Genomic DNA, 25701 nt, shown 5'->3' with positions numbered 1-25701 from the left:
TAAGCTGCAAAATTGTTCTTTACCTTAGGTGCGTGAAAGATGGCCGAAGAGGTCAGGGAAGTAAAAGTTCTTGAAAAGCCTTGGGTTGAAAAGTACAGGCCTCAAAAGCTTGATGACATCGTTGGGCAGGAGCATATCGTTAAAAGGCTAAAACACTATGTTAAAACGGGCTCAATGCCGCATCTACTCTTCGCTGGGCCTCCTGGCACGGGAAAAACGACCAGTGCGCTAGCTTTAGCCCGAGAACTCTTCGGAGAAAACTGGAGACACAATTTCCTTGAATTAAATGCCTCAGTTTCAAAAGACACCCCCATACTGGTTAGGATAAACGGCAGGATTTTGAGGACAACATTTGCGGAACTTGATAAGATGTACTTTGACGATGACGATGGAGAAGTGTCGTACAAGGACGTTGATAACCTTGAAGTGTTGACCGTCGATGAAAACTATCGCGTCAGATGGGCCAAGGTCAGCAAGGTAATCCGCCACCGCGTTCCAGCAATTCTCAGAGTGCACTTGGAGGGAGGAGGAAAGCTTGAACTAACTGGAAATCACTCAGTTATCGTTCTCACTGAGAATGGCCTCGAAACAATAAAGGCGAGCGAGCTTAAAGAGGGCTCAATACTGCTAAGCTTCACGACAAACCTCGAGGGCTTCTTGGATATCCTCGACCTTACCGGGTACAGCGTGAGGGAAACGCCAAGGACAAGGGTATTCAGTGAGCTATCGGTTGATGAAGAAATCTCCTACATGCTGGGTCTCTACGCGGCTGAAGGTGCCATCGGATTCAAAGGAGAAACCTCGGGCCAAGTTATTTACACCCTCGGAGCCCACGAAAAAGAACTAATAGACAGAGTGAGGAACTTCGCAGAAAGGCTAGGAATCAGCGTCTACGAGAACTACATCTCCTCAGGGTTTGATAGATCAAGGAAAACTGCCTACCAAGTTAGGCTCCTAAACACGCAACTGGCGAAGTTCTTTGAACAGAGCTTCTACGACGGAGAAGGAAGGAGGGCAGAAAATAAGAGAGTTCCTGGGTTCATATTCGAGTTCCCAGTTCATGAGAGAATAGCATTCCTGAGAGGGCTCGCAGATGGCGATGGAAGTGGAGAGTGGGAGAGTGTAATCAGAATATCTTCAGTTTCAAGGGACATGCTAATAGACGTCGTGTGGCTCGCGAGGATTTCTGGAATAGAAGCAAGCATATTCGAGCGTGAGGCCAGGCTGATATGGAAGGGAGGCATGAAGTGGGCAAAGGCAGAGTTGCTCCCAGCGGAGCCGATAGTTAAGATGCTCAAGAAAATAGAACATGCGATAGAGGGCAACTGGCGCTACGAGCTTAGGCATCAGCTCTATGAGCGGAAGAAGAGAGTCAGGAAGGAAACACTAAGAAAAATCATAGACATGATAAACGAGGACAAACTGAACGAGGGCGAGAGGGGAATTCTCGAAACCCTGAAGAAGCTTGCCTACACAGATCTACACGCCCTAATGGTGAAGAAGATTGAACTAGTTGAGTACAACGACTTCGTTTACGATGTTAGCGTCCCAGGAAACGAGATGTTCTTTGCAGGCGAAATACCGGTTCTCCTTCACAACTCAGACGAGAGAGGCATAAACGTCATTAGGGAGAAGGTGAAGGAGTTTGCAAGGACAAAGCCCATAGGAGGAGCGAGTTTCAAGATAATATTCCTTGATGAGGCAGATGCCCTGACCCAAGACGCCCAGCAGGCCTTAAGGAGAACAATGGAGATGTTTTCGAGCAACGTTCGCTTTATCTTATCCTGTAATTATAGCAGCAAGATAATCGAGCCCATCCAGTCAAGATGTGCTATATTCAGGTTCAGACCATTGCGCGATGAGGATATAGCAAAAAGATTAAGGTTTATAGCCGAAAACGAAGGATTAGAGCTGACCGAGGAAGGCCTGCAGGCGATCCTCTACATCGCTGAAGGCGACATGAGAAGGGCGATAAATATCCTGCAGGCGGCAGCAGCCTTGGACAAGAAGATAACAGATGAGAACGTATTCATGGTGGCCAGCAGGGCCAGACCGGAAGACATCAGGGAGATGATGCTCCTAGCACTAGAAGGCAACTTCCTCAAGGCTAGGGAGAAGCTGAGGGAGATCCTCCTGAAGCAGGGGCTGAGCGGAGAAGACGTTCTAGTTCAGATGCACAAGGAAGTCTTCAACCTGCCGATAAGTGAGCCGAAGAAGGTCCAATTAGCTGACAAGATAGGCGAGTACAACTTCCGCTTGGTTGAGGGAGCAAATGAAATGATTCAGCTCGAGGCCCTGCTTGCCCAGTTCACCCTAATAGGCAAGAAGTGATGGAAGATGCCAGAGCTTCCCTGGGTTGAGAAGTACAGGCCGAGAAGGCTGAGCGAGATAGTTAATCAGGAGGATGCGATTGAGAAAGTAAAGTCGTGGATAGAGAAGTGGCTCCACGGTAATCCGCCGAAGAAAAAGGCCCTACTGCTGGCAGGACCCCCAGGAAGCGGCAAAACTACTACGGTATATGCGCTGGCGAATGAATACAACTTCGAGGTAATCGAGCTGAACGCGAGCGATGAGAGGACTTACGAGAAGATAGCGAGGTACGTGCAGGCAGCATACACGATGGACATCCTGGGGAAGAGGAGGAAGCTGATATTTCTTGACGAGGCGGACAACATAGAGCCCAGCGGAGCAAAGGAAATTGCAAAGCTGATAGACAGGGCAAGGAACCCGATAATAATGGCGGCGAACAAGTACTGGGAGGTTCCAAAGGAGATAAGGGACAAGGCGGAGCTAGTGGAGTACAGGAGGCTCAGCGTTAGGGACGTAATGAACGCCCTTATAAGGATCCTAAAGAGGGAAGGGATTACCGTACCAAAGGACATCCTGTACGAGATAGCCAAGAGATCAAGTGGTGATTTAAGAGCTGCGATAAACGACCTGCAAACAGTCGTGGTTGGAGGCTACGAGGATGCAAAGCAGGTTTTAGCGTACAGAGATGTAGAGAAGACGGTGTTCCAGGCGTTGGGTTTGGTGTTTGGGAGCGACAACGCGAAGAGGGCGAAGATGGCCACGTGGAATTTGGACATGACGCCAGATGAGTTCCTGCTGTGGGTAGATGAGAACATCCCCCACATGTACCTAAAGCCGGAGGAGATGGCCAAAGCTTACGAGGCCATAAGCAGGGCCGACATTTATCTAGGCAGGGCCCAAAGAACGGGGAACTATTCACTGTGGAAGTACGCTATAGACATGATGACCGCTGGAGTTGCAGTGGCAGGAACGAAAAAGAGAGGCTTCGCCAAGTTCTACCCACCAAACACCCTAAAGATGCTGGCTGAAAGCAAGGAGGAAAGATCGCTTAGAGATTCAATTATAAAGAAGATAATGAGAGAGATGCACATGAGCAAACTTGAAGCCATAGAGACCATGAAGATCATCAGGACGATCTTCGAGAACAATCTAGATTTAGCGGCACACTTCACGGTATTCTTGGGATTGAGCGAGAAGGAGGTTGAGTTCCTAGCGGGGAAGGAGAACGCGGGGACAATATGGGGGAAGGCCTTAGCATTGAGGAGGAAGCTCAAGCTCACCAAGAGGGAAGAGGAGAAAGTGGAAGAAAAGGTGGAAGAGGAAATAGAGGAAGAAGTTGAGGAAGAAGTTGAAGAAGAGGCCGAAGAAGAAATAAAGGAGGAAGAAGAGAAGAAAGAAGAAGAGAAGCCCAAGGAGAAGAGGAAAGGGAAGCAGGCCACGCTCTTCGACTTCCTGGGGAAGAAGTAGTTTTTTCTACTTATTTATCCTTAGAACCACTCCATCAAGGAAGTGAAATGTCAAAACTGGCAGGAGGACCATAAGGGCAACTTCTGTGATATCCTCTGGAGTGCATCCCTTGAGTTTTGTTAGATATGGGAATATCAGCACTGCCATTATTAGTTGATAAAAAAGTGAATAAATCAAATAATCCTGCCTTTGGGGATTTCGGATCCATAATATCCCCCACGTGCTTTACGTGACAGTTGAGGACTTACTCGCGAGTTGTGCGAATAGTGCCCCAGATAGTACGATAATAAATCCGCCCCACGACCCAGGGAGTTACATCCTGCTAGAGATTTTCTAAAGCCTTTATCCCTGCAATTAGCCAGATAATTCCCCCAGGTTACTGCAATTGATGTAATCCTTTTTAGACACCATTTTCAATCCTCCCCCAGTACAGCACGAGAGTCCAGATAAGCACATTGATCAAGGCAACAGCCAACAATTCGGGATTTTCAGTTGTAATACCAGCGAGAGCTAATCCTAAGCTTGGCAAAAGCGAAATTAGGAATAAATCGGAAAGTATGATTTTTCATGGGCATCACCTCACATTCACCCAAGGCATATTTTCCTTGTCCAATTAACCTCCATCTCAGTAATGTGCCCCTAGCAACCATTTTCATTTCAAGTTTATTCCTCGGCCAACTTCAATCCAAGTTAGTTCATGAACTGTGCCAGTATTTTGGGATTAGAGAGTACCCTATTGTAACTGTCCCTATGAGCCTTGTACGTGGATGTTTAGCTGGTGCCACGAAGCTCCCCCAATGTAAGGCCCGAAACAACTATGAATAGTGGACTTTTTGAGTTATCCTCGCTATTAGCAGTAGGCCAAGTATAGGCAATTATACTGGCAACATCCCACTTCACATCCTTTCCTCTCTTATTGTGCTCTTAGCCGTACGCCTTATAATAACTCCCAATTCCGAGAGTTTTCCCGCATTCTAATCACCTAAATTTTTTGCCATTTTAAGAGTTATTGTGCTTTCAACTATTGCAGCTATAAAAATCAAAACTATTGAAATCATTACGAGTTTGAAGAATTCTTTGGCATCTTCTCCCGTGATTATTTCTTCCTTTCTACCTAAGGCATACCTTAAAATTTCGTAAGGGATTTTGAGGCCAGCAGCTCCAGCAATTATCATTCCCGGAATCTCAAAGATGCCGTGAGGGAGTATGAGGAGGGTTCTTAACAGTCCAATTTGAGTGGCAGTAGTTTTAACTGCTGAACCCAAAATCATGCCATTGAAGGTTAAGTTCAAGAGTGTGGTGGCTCCGAATGTTATTGCTTCACTCCAGAATATGAGGGCAACTTTAATGTTGTGTTTGAAAAAGAACAAAAACCACGGATTGGAATTATCAAAAGGATTAAAGCCAAAATAAGCAGAATAGTCATGCCTGAGTGCTAAGAAAAGCCGAGAACTAAGCCAAAAAGGAAAATAAAAGTAGAAAAAATATAAGGGAGATTTAGACATAATACTCATTGAAGTCCCCCCAATTTAAAAAATAGACCTATAACAATATACATGACCAGTAGTTTTAGTAAAGTGCTTACGCTGAGGTTTTTGCGATTACTATGAGCAATCGCAGCCGCAACACCGGCTGCTAATCCTGCTACCTGCCAACTATTTGTTAATAGAGAAATAAATAAAGGTCCGCCTGAAATTACAATAAATAGTGATGCTGAAACAATGCTCTCTTGTAACTTGTTTTCCATTTTTGCTACCCCCTGACTGTCATTTGTGTCAATTAAGGAGATTATTTATTTCCAAATCTAATGACCAATTGCTACCCCAGCAATTGCCCCGATAGCAGTTCTGAGCACACCTCCAACTACGGTTCCAATTCTACTTCCAATACTGGTTCCGATCTTTGCTGCTGCCCACGCACTTGTTACTTCAAAAGTTTTTAGCACTAATACTAGCAACACTCTACTTCGTATTCTTTCCCCTATTGGCTCTCCCCTTAATTTCCATCTGGAGAACTTTGATGTAGAGGATGGCTCTTTTGCATTATGAGTGAGTTTCCTTGGGTTTACTTCCATAATGTTTCAGTATTATTATTGAGCCGAGAGCTGTAAAGGCCAAAATTGGCAGGAGGTGCATTAAAATCATTTTCTGCAGGTCGTCTGGGGTGTAGCCCTTGACCTTCGTTAAGTATAGGAAGGTCACTATTGTGCCAAAATTAAACTAACAAAGTAAAGTACAAGTATTGCCTTTTTCTCTTCATTCAGTGACCTTCACCCCCTATACTTTTAAGTGTGCTTCCTCCAGTTTGCTTCCATAACGTTTCCATATGATTATTGCACCGATAAAGTAGACGGCCAAAACTGGCAAAAGATCCATTAAAGCCAATTTCAGCAGATTATCAGGGGTATAACCCTTGACCCTTGTTAAGTACAGAAAAATACCTATCGCCATAATTATGCAAATCGTGTAAAGCACTAATACTGCTCTCTTCTCCTTGCTCATTTTTTCCCAGTTGTTTTCAACCATCTCCATCACCTCGAAATTAATGGGTTAGGATTATATCTAAAATCCAACGACTACAGCTACTACAATACCTCCAGACAACTGCTCCAAGCAATGCAAGACCGGCAAGACTGCTCTTAGTAATGACAGTAGCTATTATGGCCCCAGAAGCTCCTGTAGCCGAAGCTCCCAGGGCTTCTAACTTTGTAACCTTAATATACTATAAAGCTTTCATGTCTAACATCTCCTTCTGTCACCATCCCTGGGGCCATTAACACAGATCCTATAACTAAGGCCTTCTTCCACATTCTAATCACCCCAAACTTTTGGCTATTTTAGGTGTTATTGTGCTCTCAATTAGAGCAGCAATGAGAATTAGAACTATCGAGATTGCTACAAGTTTAAAGAATTCTTTGGCATCTTCCTCCGTGATTATTTCTTCCTTCCTGCCCAGAGCATATCTTAACAGTTCATAAGGGATCTTAAAACCTGCCGCCCCTGCAATGATGATAGCAGGAATTTCAAAGATGCCGTGAGGAAGAATTAAGAGGAAAAATGTTTTAAGCTCCCCCAAGAGCAGAGAGTCATAAAATAGCATTCCTAAATTCACGCTGTTGATAATTAAGTTCAGAATCGTTAAGCCACCAAAGGTCAAGACTCCACCGAAGGAGAGAAGAAGAGCTACCTTGAGATTGGTAGTGAAGATGTGTATAAAACATAAGCTTTCTTCGCTGAACTTCTGTCTTAAGAGCTCTAAGATTGGTTTGAAATTTACATTTTCAGGAACACTATACTGGGATGATAGAGAAACTCCAAAAATGAAACCGATGAAGAACAGCAAAAATGAAAATAGAATTAAATGGTGTTTCATATTTTTATCCCCCCAAGTCATATAGAGTTTAATAGCACGATGATGAATAAGATGAAGTTTAGTATGGATAATAAGCTCCATATCCTGTTTATCAAATGTGACTTTTCAAAAATAAAATCTTTATACGCCCATAATAGCGTGCAAAGAAATATTGCAAAAGTTCCATACTCCACGAAGGGGGATTTAAGCTTAACCAAGAGAATTTCAACAATTCCAGAAACCAGAATGGAGAAAATGAGTGGTTTAACAACTATCCTCTTAGTGTTCATATAAGTTGCCATTAGGACTCCACAAGAAAAAACTAAAAATAAATTAAAGACAATCATATTTTCCATTTTCTCACCTCACGTAACTAATTTACAATACCACTCCTACTCCAATAGCAGCTACTCCTAATCCTGCTACTGCACATCCCAAAGCAAATTTTGCTACTAATCCCGTCTTCACCATACCATATACAACTCCACCTGCAGTTGCAAGCGCACTTCCAGCCCCAGCCGCTTTTGCGCCTCTATCTACCAGGTGATCCTTTGCAAGTACTAATCCTATTTCTGCCTTCTCTACTGCTACTCCCCCTACTACCATCCCTATGGCCATTAACACCAGCCCCAATACTAGGGCCTTCTTCCACATTTTGATTCACCTCTAAGTTCTCATGAAATGAATGTTATAAATACTACTTAAAGTTTTCTTGATAGTTATTGTCACAATGTTTTTTCCTTTATAATTTTACTCAAATAGGAGATAATGTTCAAAAGGTAATTGTTTTAAGTAAATTAATTGTCATTCAGGGGCTGGTGGTGAGTGTGAAAACAATCAATATAGCCATTAAGGATTTCGAAGTTGGCATTAGAACAAGAAAATTTCAAATAATAATAGCCATCTTTGCAATAATTTCACTAGGAATAGTTTATTACTCAAAGAGGCTCGGCATAAGTGAGGGCTTGTATAAAACGCCTTTCCAAATGCTCTTTCTCTCAAGCTTCTCTAACGCATTCAACTACTCTATAGCCCTCTTGGGAATCCTCCTTGGGGCAACTTCAATAAGCGAGGAAATCGAAAAGGGAACCCTTAAGCTAATAGCATCAAAACCAACCCACAGAGACGAAATACTCATGGGCAAACTACTAGGAGGGCTTGCAACGATAGGAGTTAGCTTGGCGCTATTCTATATCCTAACAGTTGCCTTCGCACTCATCTTGGGAGTCCCCATAACCGAGGACGACGCAGTAAAGTTCCTGGCAACACTTCCCTTCAGCGTTCTCTACGGCCTGGTCTTCCTCAGCATTGGGCTCCTAATTTCCACATTCATAAAGAGATCCAAGAACGCGCTCATAATGGGTATATTCGTGTTCGTATTCTTCGGCTTTCTCCTTTCGATAATAGCTGGGATTATAGCCTTCGCTGTAGCTGGCCTGCCCCCAATTCCCAACATACTGGAGAACGCCACGAACCTGACTGAAGAGCAACTCCAAGATCTATTCCTGAAGGATCCAGAATACCAGGCATGGCTCACCAAGTTAACCACCACAGCAGAAAAGATCCTCTCTATCTCTCCAAATTACCACTACCAAGAAATCGTCAGGCTGATCTTTGGAGGAAAGCCCCAGATAAGTGAAGTGATCTCCTCGTTTGCATATGAGCAGAGCGTGGTCGAGGAGAGATCTCTCAGTGAAAGCCTAGGGCTGGCAATGAGGAACATTGTAGCATTGAGTGTTATGTTTCTAATTCCAATGGCACTCGTGTACTACAGGTTCCTGAAAATGGACATCCGCTGATGTGAATTCACGACAATATTTACAAAGCAACATTTAAAATAAATTTTTAAACACAAATAGGAAGGGCACTGCGCTGGCATCAGCAACCCCCATCTATGCAATCGTTTTGGTGTCACATGTCAACGTAAAGCACCTGGGAGTCATGATCATGCTCTTTGCCTTAGCCGCACTTCTCCTTTATGGAAGCTTTAAGGTGTACAATGGTTCAAAGATTCGGTGGGCGCTGTTCGAGATTGGATTTGTGATAATTTCAACGGTAGTTTCTCAGCTGACGGTGAGGTTCAGTTGTTGCAGGCCTTGTAGCACTGCTGGCAGTGGCAGTTGGAGAGAGCGTGAGATCGCTAAGAACTGAGGTGAGTGCTTAAAGTTATTTCCAGTAGGGCTCCCTCAGCAGAACTGCCTTCCTGAATACCTCCACCAGCTCTTCATCACTGGCACCTTCCCTCATGAGCCCCAGGATATCTATTAAGTCATCTTTCCTAAGCAGGCAGGTCTTAAGGTAGCCATCGGCCGTCAACCTTAGCCTCGTACAGTTCATGCAGAATATGGTGTTGTGCATCGACCGTACAACTTCAACCTCAACGATTTTACCATCAACTGGGAGGAAGTACTTCCTTCTCCTATGCATCCTCCTCTCCCTTATCTCTACAGCCAATTTCTCGAACTCTTCCTCCAAGGGCTTTAGGGGATAGAAGAAGTCCTTGAAGAATTGGGAATCTTCCATCTCCCTGGGGACTTCTATCTCTATCAGCTGAAGGATCGCCCCGACTTCTCCGGCGAACCTTATCATGTCCCATATCTCGTCATCATTTATTCCCCTCATAACCACCATATTGAGCTTTACGGGGTGGAAAAGCTTTGTAGCCTTTCTTATTCCCTTTAAAACCTGATCGAGGACGTCAAAGCCGGTGATCATCTTATACTTCTTCCTGTCAAGCGTGTCGAGGCTCACGTTCACCCTATCAAGGCCGGCCTCCTTGAGCTTTTCCGCAAGGGTGTAGAGGGTTGTTCCGTTCGTGGTTAAAGAGAGATCAACGACGTAGGGCCTGATCCTCCTGACGATCTCCACGATGTCCGGCCTTATCGTGGGCTCCCCTCCCGTGAGCTTGACCTTTTTAATTCCCAAGCGAGATGCTATCTTAACTATCCTCTCTATCTCCTCGGGAGTCATCCTTCGCTCTCCGTCAAGCTGACCTTCCCTGTGGCAGTAGAAGCAGTTTAGGTTGCACTCTTTCGTTAGTGAGATTCTTAAGTTTGTCACGGGCCTTCCAAACCTGTCTATCAGCATTGCAACCTCCAAGATGACATGCGGAATGATAAAAATAAGCGTTTGCGTTAACGATTTTGTTTAACCTCAACGTCGGCACACACCTTGTAGACGTGGGGCTTGTAGTCCGCTATCCTCTTCACCCTAACTGAACACTCCTTTCCCTGCCTCCTGCACTCCCTAATTATCCTTTCTTTAAATGCCTCAATCTCATCCTCGTGAACGAAGTCGTAGTAGTGGAGGTAGCTCTTGGCCTTAGACAGGGTTAAGGAGAGGGCATCGACACCCTTTGGAGTTGGGCTTACGACCCTGTCAAACTCGGGAAGCTCCGGCAGAACCTTGAACACATCCCCCTGTATTACCTCAATCTCGCCTTTAAGCCACCTCTTGTTGAGCTCGATGTTCTCATAGGCTAGCTCAACGGCCCGAGGATTTAGCTCTACGGCCGTGATTTTAACCTTCCTCATTCTTGCTATAACCAGGGCATAAGGAAGAACCCCCGCAAAAGGTAGCAGTATCTTTTCCCCATCCCTCACAAGTTGGGCTATTCTGTACCTCTCGCCCTTCATCCTGGGGTTGAAGAATACGCTGGCAAGGTCCACCTTAATTAAAACACCGTTCTCCTTGTGAATCGTTTCAAGCCTATCCTCACCCCAAATGACTTCAAGCCTTCTAACCCTGTACTTCCCCTCGTGAAAGCCCCTTCTCGCGATGACTTTCACCTGGGGATAGAGTTTTCTTATTGCCTGAGCTATTACATCAACTCTGTCCATAAGCTCTTCAGGAATCGTTATCACAGCTATATCGCCAATTACATCGAGCCTTCCCAGCCCCTCCACAATATCCCCAGGAAGCAGGTCAGTGAGGTTCTTGTATATCTGCCTCTCCGGCCTCATTGGGAGCTCCACATTAATGACATCCAAACCCAGGGATCTCGCTAATTCACCATTTGTTACTGGAAAGAATACGTAGTCGCCTTCCCTAATTGGCTTCCGTCTTCCATCAAGCAGATTTCTCTCCTTTAGAATCTCTAGTACTTCCTTGGCTCTCCTCTTCTCCACCCTCACCGCCGCCAACGTTCTGCACCCCCGCAATACCGAAGAGGCCCTGGGGCAATAGCCTTGAGAGCACCTTTTCGACTGAAGCCTCGGGGAACTCCTCCCTCAGCACGTTAAATTCCCTTTCCCCTATCACCTCGGGGCTGGTTCCAATTATGAGGAAGCCACCGCTCATTAGGACGTGATCCTTAAGCGTAAACAGGAATTTCGCCACGGCCTTGAACTCGTTGTACAGCAATAAAAATTCAACACAGTCAACGACCACAACTCCCTTACCCTTAACCCCGGAGAGGAATTTTATGGCCTCATTGAGCAACCTGTGAAGATCCGTAGGGCTGACACCATCTCCAACCCTGCTCACCCAGATAACCTGAACTCCCCTTCTTGTGGAGTCGGGTCTCTTCCTAGTTATCAACAGCACAGGTATTCCAGAGTCCGAAAGTGTGTGAACGAGGAACTCGACGTCCTTATCCCTCCTAATTATATAGGCCCCTCCAGTTCCCCTTCTCTCCTTGCCCGAGAAGGCTATTATGTACTTCACAGCCTCACTCACCAAGAGGAGGTAGGATGTCATTATGAGCACGGCCGCAGGCATCCAGTAATTGCCGTGGTACTTTGCCTCAAGGACTATGAAGACACCGGAAAAGGCCAGTAGAAGGAGGGAAACTATAACTATTCTGGCGAACCTTTTGATTTCCCCAACTAGGCCCCTCTCGAGCGGAAACACGTACATCACTATCGCTAGGGACAGCAGCGTGACTATTACCCCCGACACAACCCCTATCATTGCGCTTATTATTTTGGCAGTGGAGGGTAATATCATTTTTGGGAAGAAAATTGATATAGATGACCGTCGAAATATAAATAGGGGGTCATTTTGATCGAAAAGTTGAAGCATCTAAGGACACTTCACAGGGACTTTGAGGATAAACTACCGCTGTTGAGGGACTTTCAGGCGCTGAGCGAATGCTATCAAATTCTAAACAGGGAAATACAGATTTTGTCAGAGATCAGCGACGAGGCCTTTAAGCTGGGGAGGGAGTTTGAGAGGTACGTTCAAGAAACTCTGAGACTCGTTGTGCAGATGAAGGGGCTAATTGAGGATGCATTGGCGACCTTCAACGAGAGGGACAGATTGGAGTTTTCAATAAGAAAAATTATCCAGTTCAACAGGAACTACGATTACATACTGACTGAAAACCTCAACTCCATGATTACCTATGCCGAATTCATGGAGATAATGGATAAAGGGGGTGTTCCCTCTCACTTTATGGAGAGAATCTCAAAGGCAGAGAAAATTGTTAAGGATTTCACCCTCTTGATAAAGTTCTTAAGGCTTCTCTATGATAGGCCCTCAGACATCTTTAAGGTGGAATTCTTGCTGAGGACGCTGAATGCTCAGGGGCTTAAGTGGGTTGAAGTGAGGCATTTAGAGCGGGAGACTGGAATTCCGAGAGATGAAATTCAAGATATACTGGAAGCACTAACGCTCATTGGGATAACGGAGAGAATGGAAAGAGGTGGTGAAAGTGTCTACAGAGTCAGAGATAGCGGTGAGGATTAGGGGAATTTATAGCACGGCCCTAACAAAGCTGTTCCTTGACAGGGGGTTTAAGATAGTCCAGCCGAGCGATGTTATTGCCGAAAGGCTCGGCATCGAAAAGAGCTATGAGGACTTTGACGTGGACATATACGACAAGAACCACGGGATTACAATCGTCGGAACGAAGGTTGAGGAAGTTAAGAAGGTTTTAGAGGAAGAGTTCATCGACGTATTCTTCAGGAAGCTCCCCTACAAGCTCTACGGAATATACAAGGGAATAGTTGTAAAGAGGGACGATAGGTACGTTTACGTCGACATAGGAAATGCCATAGGAACTGTTCTGATAGAAGAGCTACCGGATGCCACGGAAGGAGACGAAGTTGTGGTTCAGGTCAAGAAGCACAATGTTCTCCCCCACCTCAGCGTTCTCATAACGATTCCTGGGGACTACGCGGTGTTGATTCCAAAGCCTATAGGAGTTCAGAGGCACGTAAAGATCTCGAGAAAAATAAAGGATCCTGAGGAAAGGGAGAGGCTTAGGATACTCGGTCTGAGCGTTGATCTCGGTGAGTGGGGAGTTCTCTGGAGAACGGCGGCAGCCTACAAGGACTGGAACACCTTAAGAGATGAGCTCGTAAGGCTGTCAAAGATAGCCGACAGGCTTAAGGAAGCAGACAAGTACTCTGCGCCGGCCGAGATCATAGAGGGAAGGGAGATCTATGATGTGGAGTTCGGGGGAGGAACGAAGAAGAAGCTCGATGAGATAAGGCACAAGGTAGTTCCAACCATCGAGGGGCACCACCAGTTCAAGTCTTACGATCCCGAGTTCACCTTAGCCGTTGAGGTTGCCGAGGGGATACTTGCAAAGATGCCTTCTCAAAGGCAGAAGGTTAGCGAGGGCTTCATAGAGGCCGTTGTCATGAATAAGGGACCAAAAGTTGGCTGGCTCTTCACGCTGAATCACGTTAAGCCGGATGGCCAGGTGATAAAGATAGGCCCAGGAGAGATAATAGAGGTTTCAACGAACCCGCTTAAGGTGAAGATGAAGAGGTTCCTCAGGCCCGGAAAGTTCTATGATGGCCTTGAGATACCGATAGAACATGGAGACTATGCAATAACTGAGATAGAGGCTGGAAAGTGGTGGTTTGTGCACAGGTACTATGATAAGGAGGGCAATTTGAAGGGAGAATTCTATAACATAAACACTCCAGTTGAGATTTATCCGGACAAGGCAAGGTACATTGACCTTGAAGTTGACATCGTCAGGTGGCCCGATGGAAAGAAGGAGATAATCGACAAAGACAAGCTTAAAGAGCACTACGATGACGGGATAATAAGCGAGAGGCTATACAAGGCCGTTCTGAAGATAACCCAGGAAGTCTTCGACAGGATCTGACTTTCCTTATATTTTTGATAAACCTTAAATATTACTAATTTGGTAATATACTTGATGGGTAATATGTTCCACGATAGGGAGCGCGAGCTCGAAAAGCTCAACGAAATCTATTCTTTCCCAGGTTCAACATTTGTGGTAATCTACGGAAGGAGAAGGGTAGGAAAAACTGCCCTCGTTAAAGAATTCTTAAAAGACAAGCTCGGCCTATACTTCTTCGTTAGTGAAAAAGATGAAACTCTACTTCTCGAGGAATACATTCAAGAGATTGAGGACAAACTTTCCCACCACATCCCACGGTACATAAAAATGAAGTTCACATCGCTAGAGGAAATAATCGAGTTCCTACTTGAATTTTCACAAGAGAAAAAGCTCGTAGTTGTTTTTGATGAGTTTCAAAACTTTAAGACAGTGAAACCTTCTCTATTCTCATCACTTCAAAAACTCTGGGACGAAAAGAAGGAAAGCTCAAACTTGATGTTAATAGCTGTTGGTTCATACGTAGGCATGATTAAGCGCATCTTTATGGACAGAAAAGAGCCACTCTTTGGTAGAGTTGACGAGTTGATAAAGCTTAAGCCCTTCGACTTTTGGAATTCTTGGACCTTTGTGCGGTCACGCATCGAGATAAGCCCTGAAGACTTCGTTGAATTGTATTCAGCACTGGGCGGAATGCCGAAGTATCTCCTCTACCTTCCGCGCTATCATAAAGGGAATGCACTCGAAACGTTAAAGGCTCTATTTTTTGATGAATTTGCTCCACTCAGGGAAGAAGGCCTAAACGTCCTCAAATTAGAGTTTGGAAGGTTTTATAGGGCATACTTTTCAATTCTTGAGGCCGTAAGCCTTGGTTATGTCACGCCTAAGGAGATAAGTGACAAGACTGGAATGAAAATTCTAACCGTTGGAAAGTACCTAAGCGAGCTGACTAACAACTACGAATACCTAGCAAGAGAAGTTCCCGTCACGGAAAATCCAGTGAAAACAAGGAGAGTCGCATACAGAATAAAGGATGAGTTCTTCAACTTCTGGTTTAGGTTCATCTATCATAACTACACGATGCTAGAGGAAAATCCTGAAAAAGTCTTTGAGAAATTTAAGGCTGAATTCAGGCCCTTTGTGGGAAAAACCTATGAGAAGATAGCCCAAGAATTCGTGGAAAAACTTGATCTTGGCTTTAAACCAGAACGCGTTGGCCGATGGTGGCGCAAGGGAGAGGAAGTAGACATTGTAGCCTATAACAGGAGCAATGTTGCGTTATTTGAGGTGAAGTGGAGTAACCTAAGCCTAAAAGACGCAAAAAGGATTTTAAGAGAGCTGGAAAGGAAAGCAGAATTACTTTCACTTAAGGGTAGGTACAAATTTGGAATAATAGCAAGAAGTATCGAGGACAAGGAAGAGCTGAGGGAAGAGGGGTTCCTAGCCTTTGACCTTAAAGATATTATTCGCTAACATCCTCTATTCCTTTATCGGTAATTTTGAAGTAGACCATGGTCCCCTCGGGCTTAAACCTGTGCCTCTCGAGAACGGCAACCCTTACTCCAACCCTCAGCCTCTCGAACCTCACTATGTCCTTTGTCTTGTAGCCCAGGGTGTGCTCAGCTATAGGCCTCAAAGAATTGGAGTTGGAGTCGTAGTACACTTGATTTACAACAATTACCGCAACGTTCTTCCTTCTGGCAAGCCACTGAAGGACTTGAAGTTGCTTAGCCAACTCGCCGTGATCTTTACTACCCTCCGATCTGTAGTGAGCAGTAATTGAATCAACAACAACAAGAGAGAACTTCTCATTAACGACCGTCTTGAGCTTAGATATCACCTGCCTCTGCTCCTTAAAATCCAGAGGCTCAAAGAGTATGAACTTCTCTAAAGCCCTCTGTGGGTCTAATCCCCTGCTCTCGGCCATCTGCTTCAATCTCTCGGGAGAGAAGCCCCCTTCGGTGTCAACGTAGGCAACCTTTCCCCCATTTAAAAGGCCAACCTGCATTGCAAAAGTCGTTTTTCCAGTGGCAAAAGCACCGTAGACCTGCAGGATAACTCCCCTAGCTACGCCTCCCCCGAGCAACTCATCTAGGGCCCTAACGCCGGTAGTCAGCATCTCCGAGACCTCATACCTCAAAGCCCTCATAGGGCTTGAGATCCTTTACGAGAACCCAAACGCGCCTCTTAACTAATTCCTGCTTAAAGCCTTCAACGTTTCCCGGGCCATAAGTTCCGTAGTGCATTGGAACGACGATCCTTGGCCTTATTATGTCAATTATATCCACGGCCTCCCTCTCGCTCGCAGTGGATCTCCCCCCTATTGGAACCAATAACACATCAACCCTACCCCTTAACTCTTTAAAGGTAGGACTGTAGTACGTATCCCCAAGGTGCGCAACGCTCTTTTCACCCTTTATGAGGTAGCCCAAGGGGTACTGGCTCGTTGGGTGCTCAGTATAGAAGGCCTCAACTTCAACCCCTCCAATGTCAAAGGTCTGGCCCGCCTCAACTTCCCTGACCTTCGTGAGGCCATCGCTTATTGCCATGAGATAAACAGTTTTCGGCCCTATGACCTCAGCGTCATTCAGCCTCGCTATTAGGGGGGTTTTGCCGTAGTGATCCATGTGCTCGTGGGTTATGAGGATATAATCGACTTTCTCCATTTTGTCCTCATCTACATCAGGATAAGGGTCTATCAAAATGCTCACACCTTTAGTCTTCACGAGAAAGCATGCATGACCATACCAGACTATCTTCATTGGCCAAGCCTCCGGGGAATTTATTCTCGAGAGATAACTTAAAAGTTGTGGTTATTTCTTAGAGAAAAAGTCTTCTAGGCTTATCACTTTTTTCTTCTTGGGCTTTTCTTTCACCTTTTTCTCCTGCCTCTTAGTTTCTTTCCTTTCCCCGTTTGATTTGAAGTTCTCCAATAGCCCGCCAGATTTAACGTGACCAGTCCTTGCCTTAACCATTTTCTGACAGATATCGTTTGGATTTATTAGGAGCGTGAGTTGCGTCTCGGGGAATAGATACTCAAAGAGGGAATCTATGTCCCTCTCCGTTAGGCATATCCTCTGTCTTGTATAGTCCTTAACGTTATATTCGGTAACGAGCATCTTGGCCGTTCCAAGGTACTTCTCTATCGCACCTTTGCTGACAGTTAGAACTATCTTCCCTCCACAAACGGGGCACTTGCCATCCATAGGAGGCCTTCTAAACTTCGTGTTGCACTTAACACAGCGGAACTCTTGTCTCGTGAAGCTCCTCAAGTTGCCTCTCAGGTCTGGAATTAAGTGAGAATTGAGGATCGTTTCGGCTACATAGTGTTCATCAACAGCCCTTATTCTCTTGGCAACCTCCAACTGTCTCCTAACTTTCTCCTCCATATCTCCCAACTGTTTGTACAGGCTGAGCTTGGGGCCCAAAGCTATGTCATCCGTATCGTGGGTAAACTTTATCCCGTAGTACATTTCGGGCTTTCCTAGCCTATCTTCAACCCTCTCTATAACACCAACCAACTCCTTCGGGGATTTAAGTTCATAAGTTGCCTCATAGAATTCAAGGGGATAGTAGCGGACTATGTCCATATTGTGTACTTCGCTGTCAACTTCCCTGGGGTCTAGACGGGTGGTAATTACAAGTGGAGCATCCATCTTTCCTCCTCTCTTCTCTGGGAGGTAGTAGCGGGAGAAGTTAAGGAGTGCATCGAGGAGTAGCATAACAGCATCCTCGTCGCCATCACATTGGTGTGTTACAATATTTTCATTTATTATAACACTATGATAATTTTTGGCATTTAAAGAGAACACAAAATCTTCATTAGGCTTAAGATACTTGATACTTCTGACTTTAACAAGCCAACCAACATTATGGAAATACCCATCATTCTTCGGCAATTCATTAGCATACTTCGAATAGACTGAGTTTTTACGCCTGCTAATGAACCCAATCTCACGGAAGAACCTATGATAGTGCTCACCTGCAATATTCAGTGCGTAAACAGGAGAAACCGGAACCTCGTTTCCACGTTCTACATGGTAGAGCCTACCCCGAGCGTTTCCTCTATTAGCGTTCTTATCAAGAGTGTAATAACCTCTGATTCCAAATTTCGAGATTAGTAACGTTTCAATGTCTTGGAGAAGAACTTTATTAACACTATACGCCACGACTCTTGGAACTGTTCTAAGTGCACTTCCATTACCCTCAAAATATGCCCTCAACATCTCTGCAACAGCGTCTTTTGGTAGTATATAAACCAGCTGAGGAATGCGCTTTGTATAGGCGTTCCTTCCAGCACTAAGAACTTCGGTAAATAGCAGATAAAGAATACGTGAGCCAATTGTAACCTTTTCTCTGTTCTCATATATCCCAAAGCCATCGCCAAAGGCTTCCCTCAATGCCTTCTTAAGATCCTCACGAACTTCCTCGTCAGCTATAGAGAAGCTTATTTGGTAAACGCTTTCACTCTTTCTTGCATAGCCCTCAGCAAGGTAATAACCCAAAACCCTCATTAAGGGTTTTATTGGGACAAAACGATTTACTGTCACTCTATCCCTCTTGAAGGCAAGCTTACAATCAGGAACATCTTTAATTGACAAACCCCTTTCCTTGAGAATACTAAGTAGTATGGAAAGCGGTACGGAGTCTCTGCGAAGGTAATCATACTTGACTTTAGCTCCAATCGAAGAAAGCCAGCTCGAGAGTCCACGAACCATTATGGAGTTCCAAAGAGACTTGAACTTCTCATTAGCGAACTCTTCTAATAAGTCAAGATGCTCAAGGGAAACCTCTTCGAATTCAACCTTTGGAACAAGTATTCTATCACCCTCCCTAACCTCAAACGCCCTCTTCTTCACGAACTTTCCGTTCTCATACACCAAAACGGGGTGATCGGGAGTAGTTTCAAAGCTCCTCCCGAGTTCCAGCTCAAACCTTATCAGATGATCCGTCGCCGGAGCCTTTATAACGTCTTCAATGTCCGTCAGAACAACTTTTCCAGTTTCAGGATCAAGGGAATAAACCTTGATGTCAGCCTTAGGTTTCCTCCTAACGTACACCATGTTCTCATAACTCTCCCCATCGAAGAACTCATACAACTCCTTCAAGGTTATTCTCGCTGGCTTTCCGTCGATCTGCACAAGTATCGTTGTGTCCCCAGGGAAGCAGTTTCTCCTCTTTGCGGCGTGGAAGTAGGGATGAGCGTAGCCAACTAGAGCATCGACAAAGCCTATTATCCTGCCCACAATTCCCGCGGAGGTGTGGGGAGCCAGACCTATGACAAGGTGGCCAATTAAGTCCTCCATTTTCTCCGCATTGTAGAACCTGGGCAATCCATAGAACTTCTCAAGTAGGTCATCAACGAACCTAGCAACCTTCAAAAGGTACTTGCCGGCCTCCTTGGAGAGTATTACATCCTGGGGCTTGAGCTCGACTATTTGATCTTCACTAACCAGCGGCTTCCCTTCAAAGTCGTGGGTGTAACCGAGCTCCCTAAGCTTCTCAACGCTAACACCTATTTCCCTGGGCCTGAAGTGAGTTATTGGAGCATCAGTAGCATCGAACCTTATCGTGCCATCCTTGAACACGTAAACATCATTCTTGGCCCTCAACAGGCCCTTCTCGAGCGGCTCTGCCATCTTCCAGCCCGATGTCATTCCCATGACGCCTTTCAGCTTGTCAATTCCGTAAACTTTTACGTTCTCCATAGCCCTGTTTAACAGTTCGGAGGGCTTGATCTTTCTCTTCGTGAAAGGCCTAAGCTTAATGTTGCACTTCGGACACGTGTAGTCATAGCCCTGTGCCTGGCTCTCCGGATATTCAGCGTTGCACTTGGGGCAGATCCATATCAGCTCTTTCCTAGTTCCGCAGTTTGGACAGAGGTGTTCGGGGCCAGTATGGCCGCACTTAGGACACTTAAAGAACGCTATTTCAACCTCAGCAATTTTACCCTCTTCAGCGGCCTTCTTTATGTCTCTTGAAGAGCCTCCAGCAAGGCCAATTGGGAACAAGATTTGAACTGGAGGTTTCATCTTTCTCTCCTTGGCCTTTTCAGGCCTTCCCATTCTCGCTCCAATCCAGCTTATCCCCCTGTCCCTAAGCTTAATCTGGTTATTCTCGTTTATTATGTCAATTACCGTGAATAGGGGCTTGGCCTTGAACTCCCACTCCAAGTTGCCCAAGGGAGTTAACAGGGCGGCAGCCCAGGGATACTCCACTATTACCTTACCCTCCTTAACGATGTGGGGGAGGCCTAAGAGCTCAAGGTGCCTCTTTACACTACCAAGAGCTTCTAGTGGTATCTCAACTATCCTCGCAAACTTTATCCCCCTAAAGCTGTCCCACTCGATTTTGGCATTCTCTTTGAGAACTTTCCAGAGCTCTTCAGCTTCTTCCGGCTTTAAAGTGTTCCAGTAAAGGGTATAGTAGGGATGGAGAGGTATCTCAAGTATCTCAGAGAAGTGAATGGCAAGCTCAACGGGCGGCTTAACTCTCAATGGATCATAGAGCATTCTTGCAAGAAAGTCGGGATCAACTTCCAAGTATTCAGCTGCTTCCTCAACGACATCCCTTGGATTTTCATTGAAGGGTTTTAGTTCAACCTCATAAACCTCGTTAACTGCCTTAACGAACTCCTGGATCCACCACTCCTCAACGTAGTTTGCGGGTAGTAGGGTTTGGTTGTTTTCGACGAAGTCTCCAAAGGCTATTATAGCATCGCCCAGGTAAAGGATCTCCTCGACCTGATCCCTAATCCTGAGGGCCAGCTGATAATCATCAACCCTGAGGACGCTACCGTCCTTCAGCTTCACTATCGGCCCTTCAGCCGTAGTTGCCGGAGTTACAACCGCTCCCTTCCCCGGCCTTTCGGTTTTCATCTGCGTTCCTATAGCGAGGAACTCGTCAACGAGAATCATTGTTGCTGGATTTATGCTCCAAGTGGCGAAACCACTGACCCTGCTCCTCCCATAGCGTAGCCTGAAGCCACCATTTGTCGAGGGCTGCGAAAATAATGGCCTTCCACCTATAATCTCCTTGGCATATTTATCGCTTGGGGCTATCTCTGCCCTGAACCTCTCGTAGAGCTCGTAGTAGAAGCCCTTCTCAACCTTAACTTTAACTTCCTCAACGGCAGTTTCCTGGGCTTTCTCTTCCTTCTCCACATCTTTTGATTCACCTTTCTCCTTAGCCTCAACGAATTCCTTTAGCCAATCCCAGCCCTCAATACCCATCTTATCTATGTACTTAACCAACTTCTTAGCCTTCTGGAGGACACCTTCGGCTAAAACGAGTATTGCTCCACCCCTCAGCTGGTTCGTCTCAACCCCAGGAACATCCCTGTGAGAAACCTCAACGTCATCGGTGGCTTCACCCGTGATTTCTATGGGAATGTTCTTCATCGCCAGCCTGACTTCCTCTGGAGATGGATGGTACTGCAACCTCGTTACGGCTCTGTGATAAAGGTCAACTTCCTCAACCATCCTCTCTATGTGCTTTTCACTCGGCTTAAACCTATCTAAACCGAGTTTCCTCCTGACGTAGTCACCGACGAGGACGCTTAAAGCCTGAGCGGTTCCACCGGAACTCCTTATGGGGCCGGCGTAGTACAAAGCTAGATACTCACTGTTATCGGCCCAGGTGTTCCTCTTTATTTTAACATCAGCTATTCCCTCTATGGGAGCGGAAACTATTCCCTCGGTAAGTATTGCTAAGGCCGTTCTCACAGCCTGTTCAGCGTACTTCTCCTTACTCCCGAAGTCCCCAAATTTACCCTCAATTATCTCATCAACAATCTTTAATGCAGCGATCTCCTTACCGTACTCCTTAACGAGCTCCCTAATTCTCTCAGCAACGCCAGGAGGACCAACCAAGCTCTCAACTCTTCCGGCCATGTCAGTTGCTTGAGGTATCTCTACATCGGTTGAGGGATCCTTACCCTGGGCCCTCGCCTTTTTAGCTATTTCATAAGCCCTATCGATCTCACGCTGAAGCATCTCGAAGTACTCCTTCATTTCCTGTGGAAGCTCCATCAGCACCACCTGCTAAAGTCAAGAACTTTCACAACTTTCGCGCTCTCAACATCCACAACGGGAACCTTTCCTGGGGTGGGGACTATGTTCACCATCTTCTGGAACTCGGTCTGAGCCTGCCAGGTTGCGGAGTTAACGAGCTGAATCCCCCTGTAAACTACGGCATCATAAACATGAACGTGACCCATCTGAACCAAATCCGGAACTTCCTCTATAACGAGCAGATCTTCAGGGTCTGGAGCTATGGGAACCTTTCCGCCAAAGGTTGGGGCAAGGTGCCTCATCTTTAGCAATTCAACCATTGGTAAGCCGGGCTTGTGGTGAGTTAGCCCAGGAACAAAGGACACTACATCCTCAATTCCCCTGCCATGGGCTATTAGGAAGTCCCTGCCGTGTAGCCTTATCACCGCAGGATTGCTTATTATTACGGCGTTCTTTAGCTTGTAAAGGGGCTTGGCATATTCCTCATAAAATTCTGGTTGGGGAACTGCGGGCCTTGCGGCATCGTGGTTTCCTGGGCCGATAAACATGGTTATATGCTTTGGAACGTTTACAAGGAGGTTCGCTAAGGCCTCGTACTGATCGAATATATCGGGAATTACTAAGTCAGAGTACTGGCCGGGGTATACGCCTATGCCATCCACGACGTCACCAGCTATTATGAGGTACTTCGTCCTGCTCACTATTTCCTCCTCTTCCTTGGTCTCAACATAACCATTCAGCCACTCTAAGAACTTCATGAAGGCCTTCTCACAGAACTCTTTGCTACCAACGTGGATGTCGCTTATGAGTATAGCGTAGACTTTTTCTTCCAGTGGAGGCTTCTGCTTCCTGTAGAGTGGGACATCCGGAAGGTAGAACTTGTTGGCAAAGAATATGCCCTTCTTTGAATAGAACCCCCTAAATGCAACGACTGCATCAGGAAGAACCTTGAAGGCATCGCGATAATCTTCAGAATCCTTGGGCAGAAACACCTTAACCCTGCCAGTTTGATCCTCAATCTCAAATATCAACCCCTTGTTCGTCTCTCTTTTGTCGTTGACTAGGCCTATTATCGTTACCTCCTCATCTCCCTTAACGTACTTCAGCTTAGCTATATCAACCACAGTCTTTATTTCGGGATTCTCCCTTAGAATTCTCCTCAACTTTTTGAGCCTGCTCCTGAAGAGGGAGGCGTAGGCCTCCACTATTATCTCGCCCTCTTTACCGTTAGCGTTCTTGGGCTTTGGAGGTTTCAGCTTCACGTGCCTCACGTCGAATTTAACCTCATAGTCGGGCTCTATTTGAGCGTACGTAAAGTTGGGATTTGGCTCGAGTATGAAGTCCTCGTAAACGGAGTACTCCTTCTCCTCGATTATTTCCTCCGGACCATAGACCATGGGGAGGCCGTATTTTGTGAGCACAACAGTTTCACCATTACCGTTCTCCTCTTCATTTCCATTAGAAAGGGGCCCTTGCTGCTCTTCAATCACATCAAAAACGTCTTCTGGAACTTCAAATTCCTGGGTCCCATTTCCAGTGGAAATAGAACTCTCCCCCTCAGAAATCTCCCCCATGATTCCTTCTTCTAGAACATCAAAGGATGAAGAGGACAGAGTTTCATTGGGAGTTCCAGTGGAAATAAAACTCTCTTCAACTGAAACACTTTCTCCACTCATCTTACCCTCTTCCACAATTTCAGCAGAGGGTTGCCCTTTTTCCTGGGTTTCCTCTGCAATTATTTGTTCTTCACGGGATTCAACCACTTCCTGCCCGACCTCTCCAGTGGAAATAAAACCCACCTTTTCTTCCACTGGAGCCTCGAGGCCCTTTACCTTCAAGAAGTCACTCGCAATTCCATCATCAATTATGAAGGTTCCCCGGGACTTTGCAAACTTTATCAGCTCCGCCAACGAGAATTCTCCCCGCTTAAAATGTTCAACGAGGATGTAGTAGGCTGCAGGAGTTAAGAGGTAATTGTTCTTGATTAGGCCTTTAACGAACTCATCCATCAAATCAGCCTCCGCTGCTCGCTTTTAAGAGAAATGGCCAAGAGAGGCTGTATCGTGTAGTCGTACCTGAACACATTCCTGATCTTATATGGGGTAACATTAAGCCTTATTTCTTTTGTCCTACCATACCTCCCCTTACTGACGACCTTCGCGTTAATTATGCCGAGCATGTCAAGCTCGTTTATGAGATCGCTTATCCTCCTCTGGGTGAGGGGCTCGAGGTCTATGTACTCACACAGATCCCTGTAAACGGAATAGACTTCACCCGTATTCGCTGGCAGATCCCCATTTTCATCTAAAAGAACTATTGCGTACAGGAGAACCTTAGATTGAAGGGGTAGAGTTTTTATTACCTCCTCCATCATGTCCTGCTCTATCTTCTCCTGGGCCTTCCATACGTGGCTTTCAGTTACCTTGTCTGCACCTTCTCTCTCAGCGATCTCCCCAGCAACCCTCAACAGGTCAAGGGCCTTTCTAGCGTCCCCATGCTCCCTTGCAGCTAAAGCGGCACATAAAGGAATTACACCCTCGTCTAGAACCCCAGGATAGAAGGCCTCCTCAGCCCTCTGCATGAGGATATCCCTGAGCTGGTTTGCATCGTACGGCGGGAAGACAACCTCTTCCTCACTCAGGCTCGAAAGAACCCTCGGGTCAAGGTACTCTTTGAACTTCAGATCGTTTGATATCCCTATAACGCTGACCTTGGCCCTCTTAAGCTCGGTGTTTATCCTCGTGAGGGAGTAGAGGACTTCATCACCACTCTTCTTCACGAGTTTATCTATCTCGTCAAGGACTATTATCACGAACCTCTCCTTCATATCTATTACCTGCTTGAGCTTCGCGTAGACCTCATCCGTGGGCCACCCAACCAAGGGCACCTCTATCCCCGTTTCATGCTTGAAGTGGTTAACGATGTTTGCAAGAACCCTGTAGTGAGTGTCGGTGATTTCACAGTTGATGTAGATAACATCAACGGGGATGTTGTACTTCTTGGAGATCTTCTTCAGCTCCTCGGTAACGAACTTTACAGTTACGGTCTTTCCGGTTCCGGTCTTTCCATACACGAAGATGTTTGAGGGAGTTTCACCCCTCAGAACTGGAACTAAGATTTGAGCAAGGGTTTCTATCTGCTCATGCCTGTGAGGTAGATCCTTAGGGGTGTAGCTATGCCTGAGCACCTCCTTGTTCTTGAAGATCTTTCTAGCCTTGAGCAACTTCTCGAAGAGCTTATCCAAGTGTAACTGCTCACCTTTGTCCATCGGTGTCCCTCCATTGGAAATCATGCTTTTTAATGACATGACCTCCATTTCCACTGGAAATGGAACTCATTTTGTTAACTAACTTTAAATGAGTATGACATTAAGACATGATTTTCAGGTGGAACTATCACATCATGAGTATTATTTCCACAGGAAGCACACGAACCAGTGGAAAGCAACGGTTATCTTTCACTCGGAGTTTTTATGCTTTGCTTATACACATGCATGTCAAAACAAGATTTGAAATATATTTC

At 45.7% G+C, this 25701-nt stretch carries 22 protein-coding genes; 7 read left to right on the top strand and 15 right to left on the bottom strand.

Annotated elements, in window-relative coordinates; genetic code table 11:
* Positions 1–39: 39 nt before the first annotated feature.
* Both A3L04_RS01580 and A3L04_RS01575 read left to right on the top strand, forming a co-directional pair.
* A complete protein-coding gene (locus tag A3L04_RS01580) occupies positions 40–2331 on the top strand; it encodes a replication factor C small subunit (protein WP_068576099.1) in 2292 nt (763 codons plus the stop codon).
* Positions 2332–2337: 6 nt separating this feature from the next.
* Entirely contained in the window at positions 2338–3777 is a 1440-nt protein-coding gene (locus A3L04_RS01575) for a replication factor C large subunit (protein ID WP_068576097.1), read from the top strand.
* Between the two features lie 6 nt (positions 3778–3783).
* Here A3L04_RS01575 and A3L04_RS10935 read toward each other — a convergent pair whose 3' ends face one another.
* The 7 genes from A3L04_RS10935 to A3L04_RS01540 all read right to left on the bottom strand — a co-directional run bounded on the left by A3L04_RS10935 (position 3784) and on the right by A3L04_RS01540 (position 7782).
* The gene (locus A3L04_RS10935; protein ID WP_157092393.1) at positions 3784–3924 is read right to left on the bottom strand and encodes a hypothetical protein; all 141 of its coding nucleotides are present in this window, start codon (positions 3922–3924) and stop codon (positions 3784–3786) included.
* Between the two features lie 827 nt (positions 3925–4751).
* A complete protein-coding gene (locus A3L04_RS01570; protein WP_231963830.1) occupies positions 4752–5291 on the bottom strand; it encodes a stage II sporulation protein M in 540 nt (179 codons plus the stop codon).
* On the bottom strand, positions 5288–5524 hold the full coding sequence (locus A3L04_RS01565; protein ID WP_068576095.1) for a hypothetical protein: 237 nt from the start codon (positions 5522–5524) through the stop codon (positions 5288–5290). Before A3L04_RS01565 ends, A3L04_RS01570 begins: the two co-directional genes overlap by 4 nt.
* A 57-nt stretch (positions 5525–5581) precedes the next feature.
* Complete coding sequence (locus tag A3L04_RS10930; RefSeq protein ID WP_157092392.1) at positions 5582–5734, bottom strand: hypothetical protein; 153 nt, start codon at positions 5732–5734, stop codon at positions 5582–5584.
* Positions 5735–6053: 319 nt separating this feature from the next.
* On the bottom strand, positions 6054–6308 hold the full coding sequence (locus A3L04_RS01555) for a hypothetical protein (protein ID WP_157092391.1): 255 nt from the start codon (positions 6306–6308) through the stop codon (positions 6054–6056).
* A 283-nt stretch (positions 6309–6591) separates the two neighbouring features.
* Positions 6592–7230 (bottom strand): stage II sporulation protein M, encoded by a 639-nt coding sequence (locus A3L04_RS01550; RefSeq protein ID WP_231963828.1) that lies wholly within the window; start codon positions 7228–7230, stop codon positions 6592–6594.
* Positions 7231–7506: 276 nt separating this feature from the next.
* The gene (locus tag A3L04_RS01540; protein ID WP_068576084.1) at positions 7507–7782 is read right to left on the bottom strand and encodes a hypothetical protein; all 276 of its coding nucleotides are present in this window, start codon (positions 7780–7782) and stop codon (positions 7507–7509) included.
* Positions 7783–7955: 173 nt separating this feature from the next.
* Between A3L04_RS01540 and A3L04_RS01535 the strand changes: the two genes are divergently transcribed.
* Complete coding sequence (locus A3L04_RS01535; RefSeq protein WP_068576082.1) at positions 7956–8927, top strand: ABC transporter permease; 972 nt, start codon at positions 7956–7958, stop codon at positions 8925–8927.
* Between the two features lie 142 nt (positions 8928–9069).
* The gene (locus tag A3L04_RS10925; protein WP_157092390.1) at positions 9070–9279 is read left to right on the top strand and encodes a hypothetical protein; all 210 of its coding nucleotides are present in this window, start codon (positions 9070–9072) and stop codon (positions 9277–9279) included.
* A 15-nt stretch (positions 9280–9294) separates the two neighbouring features.
* On the opposite strand, the gene moaA is transcribed toward A3L04_RS10925, so the two are convergent.
* Genes moaA through A3L04_RS01520 form a run of 3 tightly spaced genes read right to left on the bottom strand, consistent with a single transcriptional unit; the run spans position 9295 to position 12039 of the window.
* Complete coding sequence (moaA, locus tag A3L04_RS01530; protein WP_068576080.1) at positions 9295–10215, bottom strand: GTP 3',8-cyclase MoaA; 921 nt, start codon at positions 10213–10215, stop codon at positions 9295–9297.
* A 47-nt stretch (positions 10216–10262) separates the two neighbouring features.
* Entirely contained in the window at positions 10263–11270 is a 1008-nt protein-coding gene (taw22, locus tag A3L04_RS01525) for a tRNA (guanine(37)-N1)/4-demethylwyosine(37)-methyltransferase Taw22 (RefSeq protein WP_068576078.1), read from the bottom strand.
* Positions 11197–12039 carry a DUF835 domain-containing protein gene (locus tag A3L04_RS01520; RefSeq protein WP_157895680.1) on the bottom strand — a complete coding sequence of 281 codons (843 nt, stop codon included), beginning with the start codon at positions 12037–12039 and terminating at the stop codon, positions 11197–11199. Before A3L04_RS01520 ends, taw22 begins: the two co-directional genes overlap by 74 nt.
* Positions 12040–12129: 90 nt before the next feature.
* Here A3L04_RS01520 and A3L04_RS01515 point away from each other — a divergent pair, with 90 nt between their 5' ends.
* From A3L04_RS01515 to A3L04_RS01505, 3 genes are read left to right on the top strand one after another with little or no spacing between them, the layout of a single operon-like run.
* Positions 12130–12816 (top strand): hypothetical protein, encoded by a 687-nt coding sequence (locus A3L04_RS01515; RefSeq protein ID WP_084448838.1) that lies wholly within the window; start codon positions 12130–12132, stop codon positions 12814–12816.
* On the top strand, positions 12782–14191 hold the full coding sequence (locus tag A3L04_RS01510) for a DUF402 domain-containing protein (RefSeq protein WP_068576073.1): 1410 nt from the start codon (positions 12782–12784) through the stop codon (positions 14189–14191). The genes A3L04_RS01515 and A3L04_RS01510 overlap by 35 nt, the downstream gene beginning before the upstream one ends.
* A gap of 54 nt (positions 14192–14245) precedes the next feature.
* The gene (locus A3L04_RS01505; protein WP_231963827.1) at positions 14246–15640 is read left to right on the top strand and encodes an ATP-binding protein; all 1395 of its coding nucleotides are present in this window, start codon (positions 14246–14248) and stop codon (positions 15638–15640) included.
* Here A3L04_RS01505 and radB read toward each other — a convergent pair.
* From radB to A3L04_RS01480, 5 genes are read right to left on the bottom strand one after another with little or no spacing between them, the layout of a single operon-like run.
* Positions 15630–16286, bottom strand: coding sequence for a DNA repair and recombination protein RadB (gene radB, locus A3L04_RS01500; RefSeq protein WP_239233768.1), 657 nt, complete (start codon positions 16284–16286; stop codon positions 15630–15632). The two genes, A3L04_RS01505 and radB, sit on opposite strands and share 11 nt — an antisense overlap.
* Positions 16287–16296: 10 nt before the next feature.
* Complete coding sequence (locus A3L04_RS01495; protein ID WP_068576067.1) at positions 16297–16929, bottom strand: MBL fold metallo-hydrolase; 633 nt, start codon at positions 16927–16929, stop codon at positions 16297–16299.
* Between the two features lie 51 nt (positions 16930–16980).
* The gene (locus A3L04_RS01490; RefSeq protein ID WP_068576065.1) at positions 16981–22197 is read right to left on the bottom strand and encodes a DNA-directed DNA polymerase II large subunit; all 5217 of its coding nucleotides are present in this window, start codon (positions 22195–22197) and stop codon (positions 16981–16983) included.
* Positions 22197–24188: a DNA-directed DNA polymerase II small subunit gene (locus tag A3L04_RS01485; RefSeq protein ID WP_068576063.1), complete on the bottom strand. Its 1992-nt coding sequence runs from the start codon at positions 24186–24188 to the stop codon at positions 22197–22199. The genes A3L04_RS01490 and A3L04_RS01485 overlap by 1 nt, the downstream gene beginning before the upstream one ends.
* The gene (locus A3L04_RS01480) at positions 24188–25447 is read right to left on the bottom strand and encodes an ORC1-type DNA replication protein (RefSeq protein ID WP_068576061.1); all 1260 of its coding nucleotides are present in this window, start codon (positions 25445–25447) and stop codon (positions 24188–24190) included. Before A3L04_RS01480 ends, A3L04_RS01485 begins: the two co-directional genes overlap by 1 nt.
* Positions 25448–25701 lie beyond the last annotated feature (254 nt).

It is taken from the genome of Thermococcus chitonophagus (genome assembly GCF_002214605.1).
GTDB lineage: Archaea > Methanobacteriota_B > Thermococci > Thermococcales > Thermococcaceae > Pyrococcus > Pyrococcus chitonophagus.
The sequence above is the reverse complement of the archived record's forward strand: the minus strand, read 5'-3'. Positions and strand labels throughout refer to the sequence as shown.

Coding starts and splice junctions, on each gene's coding strand:
- A3L04_RS01480 (WP_068576061.1), bottom strand. CDS start 25,447: ATGGACAAAGGTGAGCAGTTACACTTGGATAAGCTCTTCGAGAAGTTG.
- A3L04_RS01540 (WP_068576084.1), bottom strand. CDS start 7,782: ATGTGGAAGAAGGCCCTAGTATTGGGGCTGGTGTTAATGGCCATAGGG.
- A3L04_RS01505 (WP_231963827.1), top strand. CDS start 14,246: ATGGGTAATATGTTCCACGATAGGGAGCGCGAGCTCGAAAAGCTCAAC.
- A3L04_RS01520 (WP_157895680.1), bottom strand. CDS start 12,039: ATGATAGGGGTTGTGTCGGGGGTAATAGTCACGCTGCTGTCCCTAGCG.
- radB (WP_239233768.1), bottom strand. CDS start 16,286: ATGCTGACTACCGGCGTTAGGGCCCTAGATGAGTTGCTCGGGGGAGGC.
- A3L04_RS10925 (WP_157092390.1), top strand. CDS start 9,070: ATGATCATGCTCTTTGCCTTAGCCGCACTTCTCCTTTATGGAAGCTTT.
- A3L04_RS01570 (WP_231963830.1), bottom strand. CDS start 5,291: ATGAGTATTATGTCTAAATCTCCCTTATATTTTTTCTACTTTTATTTT.
- A3L04_RS01580 (WP_068576099.1), top strand. CDS start 40: ATGGCCGAAGAGGTCAGGGAAGTAAAAGTTCTTGAAAAGCCTTGGGTT.
- A3L04_RS01575 (WP_068576097.1), top strand. CDS start 2,338: ATGCCAGAGCTTCCCTGGGTTGAGAAGTACAGGCCGAGAAGGCTGAGC.
- A3L04_RS01495 (WP_068576067.1), bottom strand. CDS start 16,929: ATGAAGATAGTCTGGTATGGTCATGCATGCTTTCTCGTGAAGACTAAA.
- A3L04_RS01550 (WP_231963828.1), bottom strand. CDS start 7,230: ATGGAGCTTATTATCCATACTAAACTTCATCTTATTCATCATCGTGCT.
- A3L04_RS01555 (WP_157092391.1), bottom strand. CDS start 6,308: ATGGAGATGGTTGAAAACAACTGGGAAAAAATGAGCAAGGAGAAGAGA.
- A3L04_RS01485 (WP_068576063.1), bottom strand. CDS start 24,188: ATGGATGAGTTCGTTAAAGGCCTAATCAAGAACAATTACCTCTTAACT.
- moaA (WP_068576080.1), bottom strand. CDS start 10,215: ATGCTGATAGACAGGTTTGGAAGGCCCGTGACAAACTTAAGAATCTCA.
- A3L04_RS01490 (WP_068576065.1), bottom strand. CDS start 22,197: ATGGAGCTTCCACAGGAAATGAAGGAGTACTTCGAGATGCTTCAGCGT.
- A3L04_RS10935 (WP_157092393.1), bottom strand. CDS start 3,924: ATGGCAGTGCTGATATTCCCATATCTAACAAAACTCAAGGGATGCACT.
- A3L04_RS01565 (WP_068576095.1), bottom strand. CDS start 5,524: ATGGAAAACAAGTTACAAGAGAGCATTGTTTCAGCATCACTATTTATT.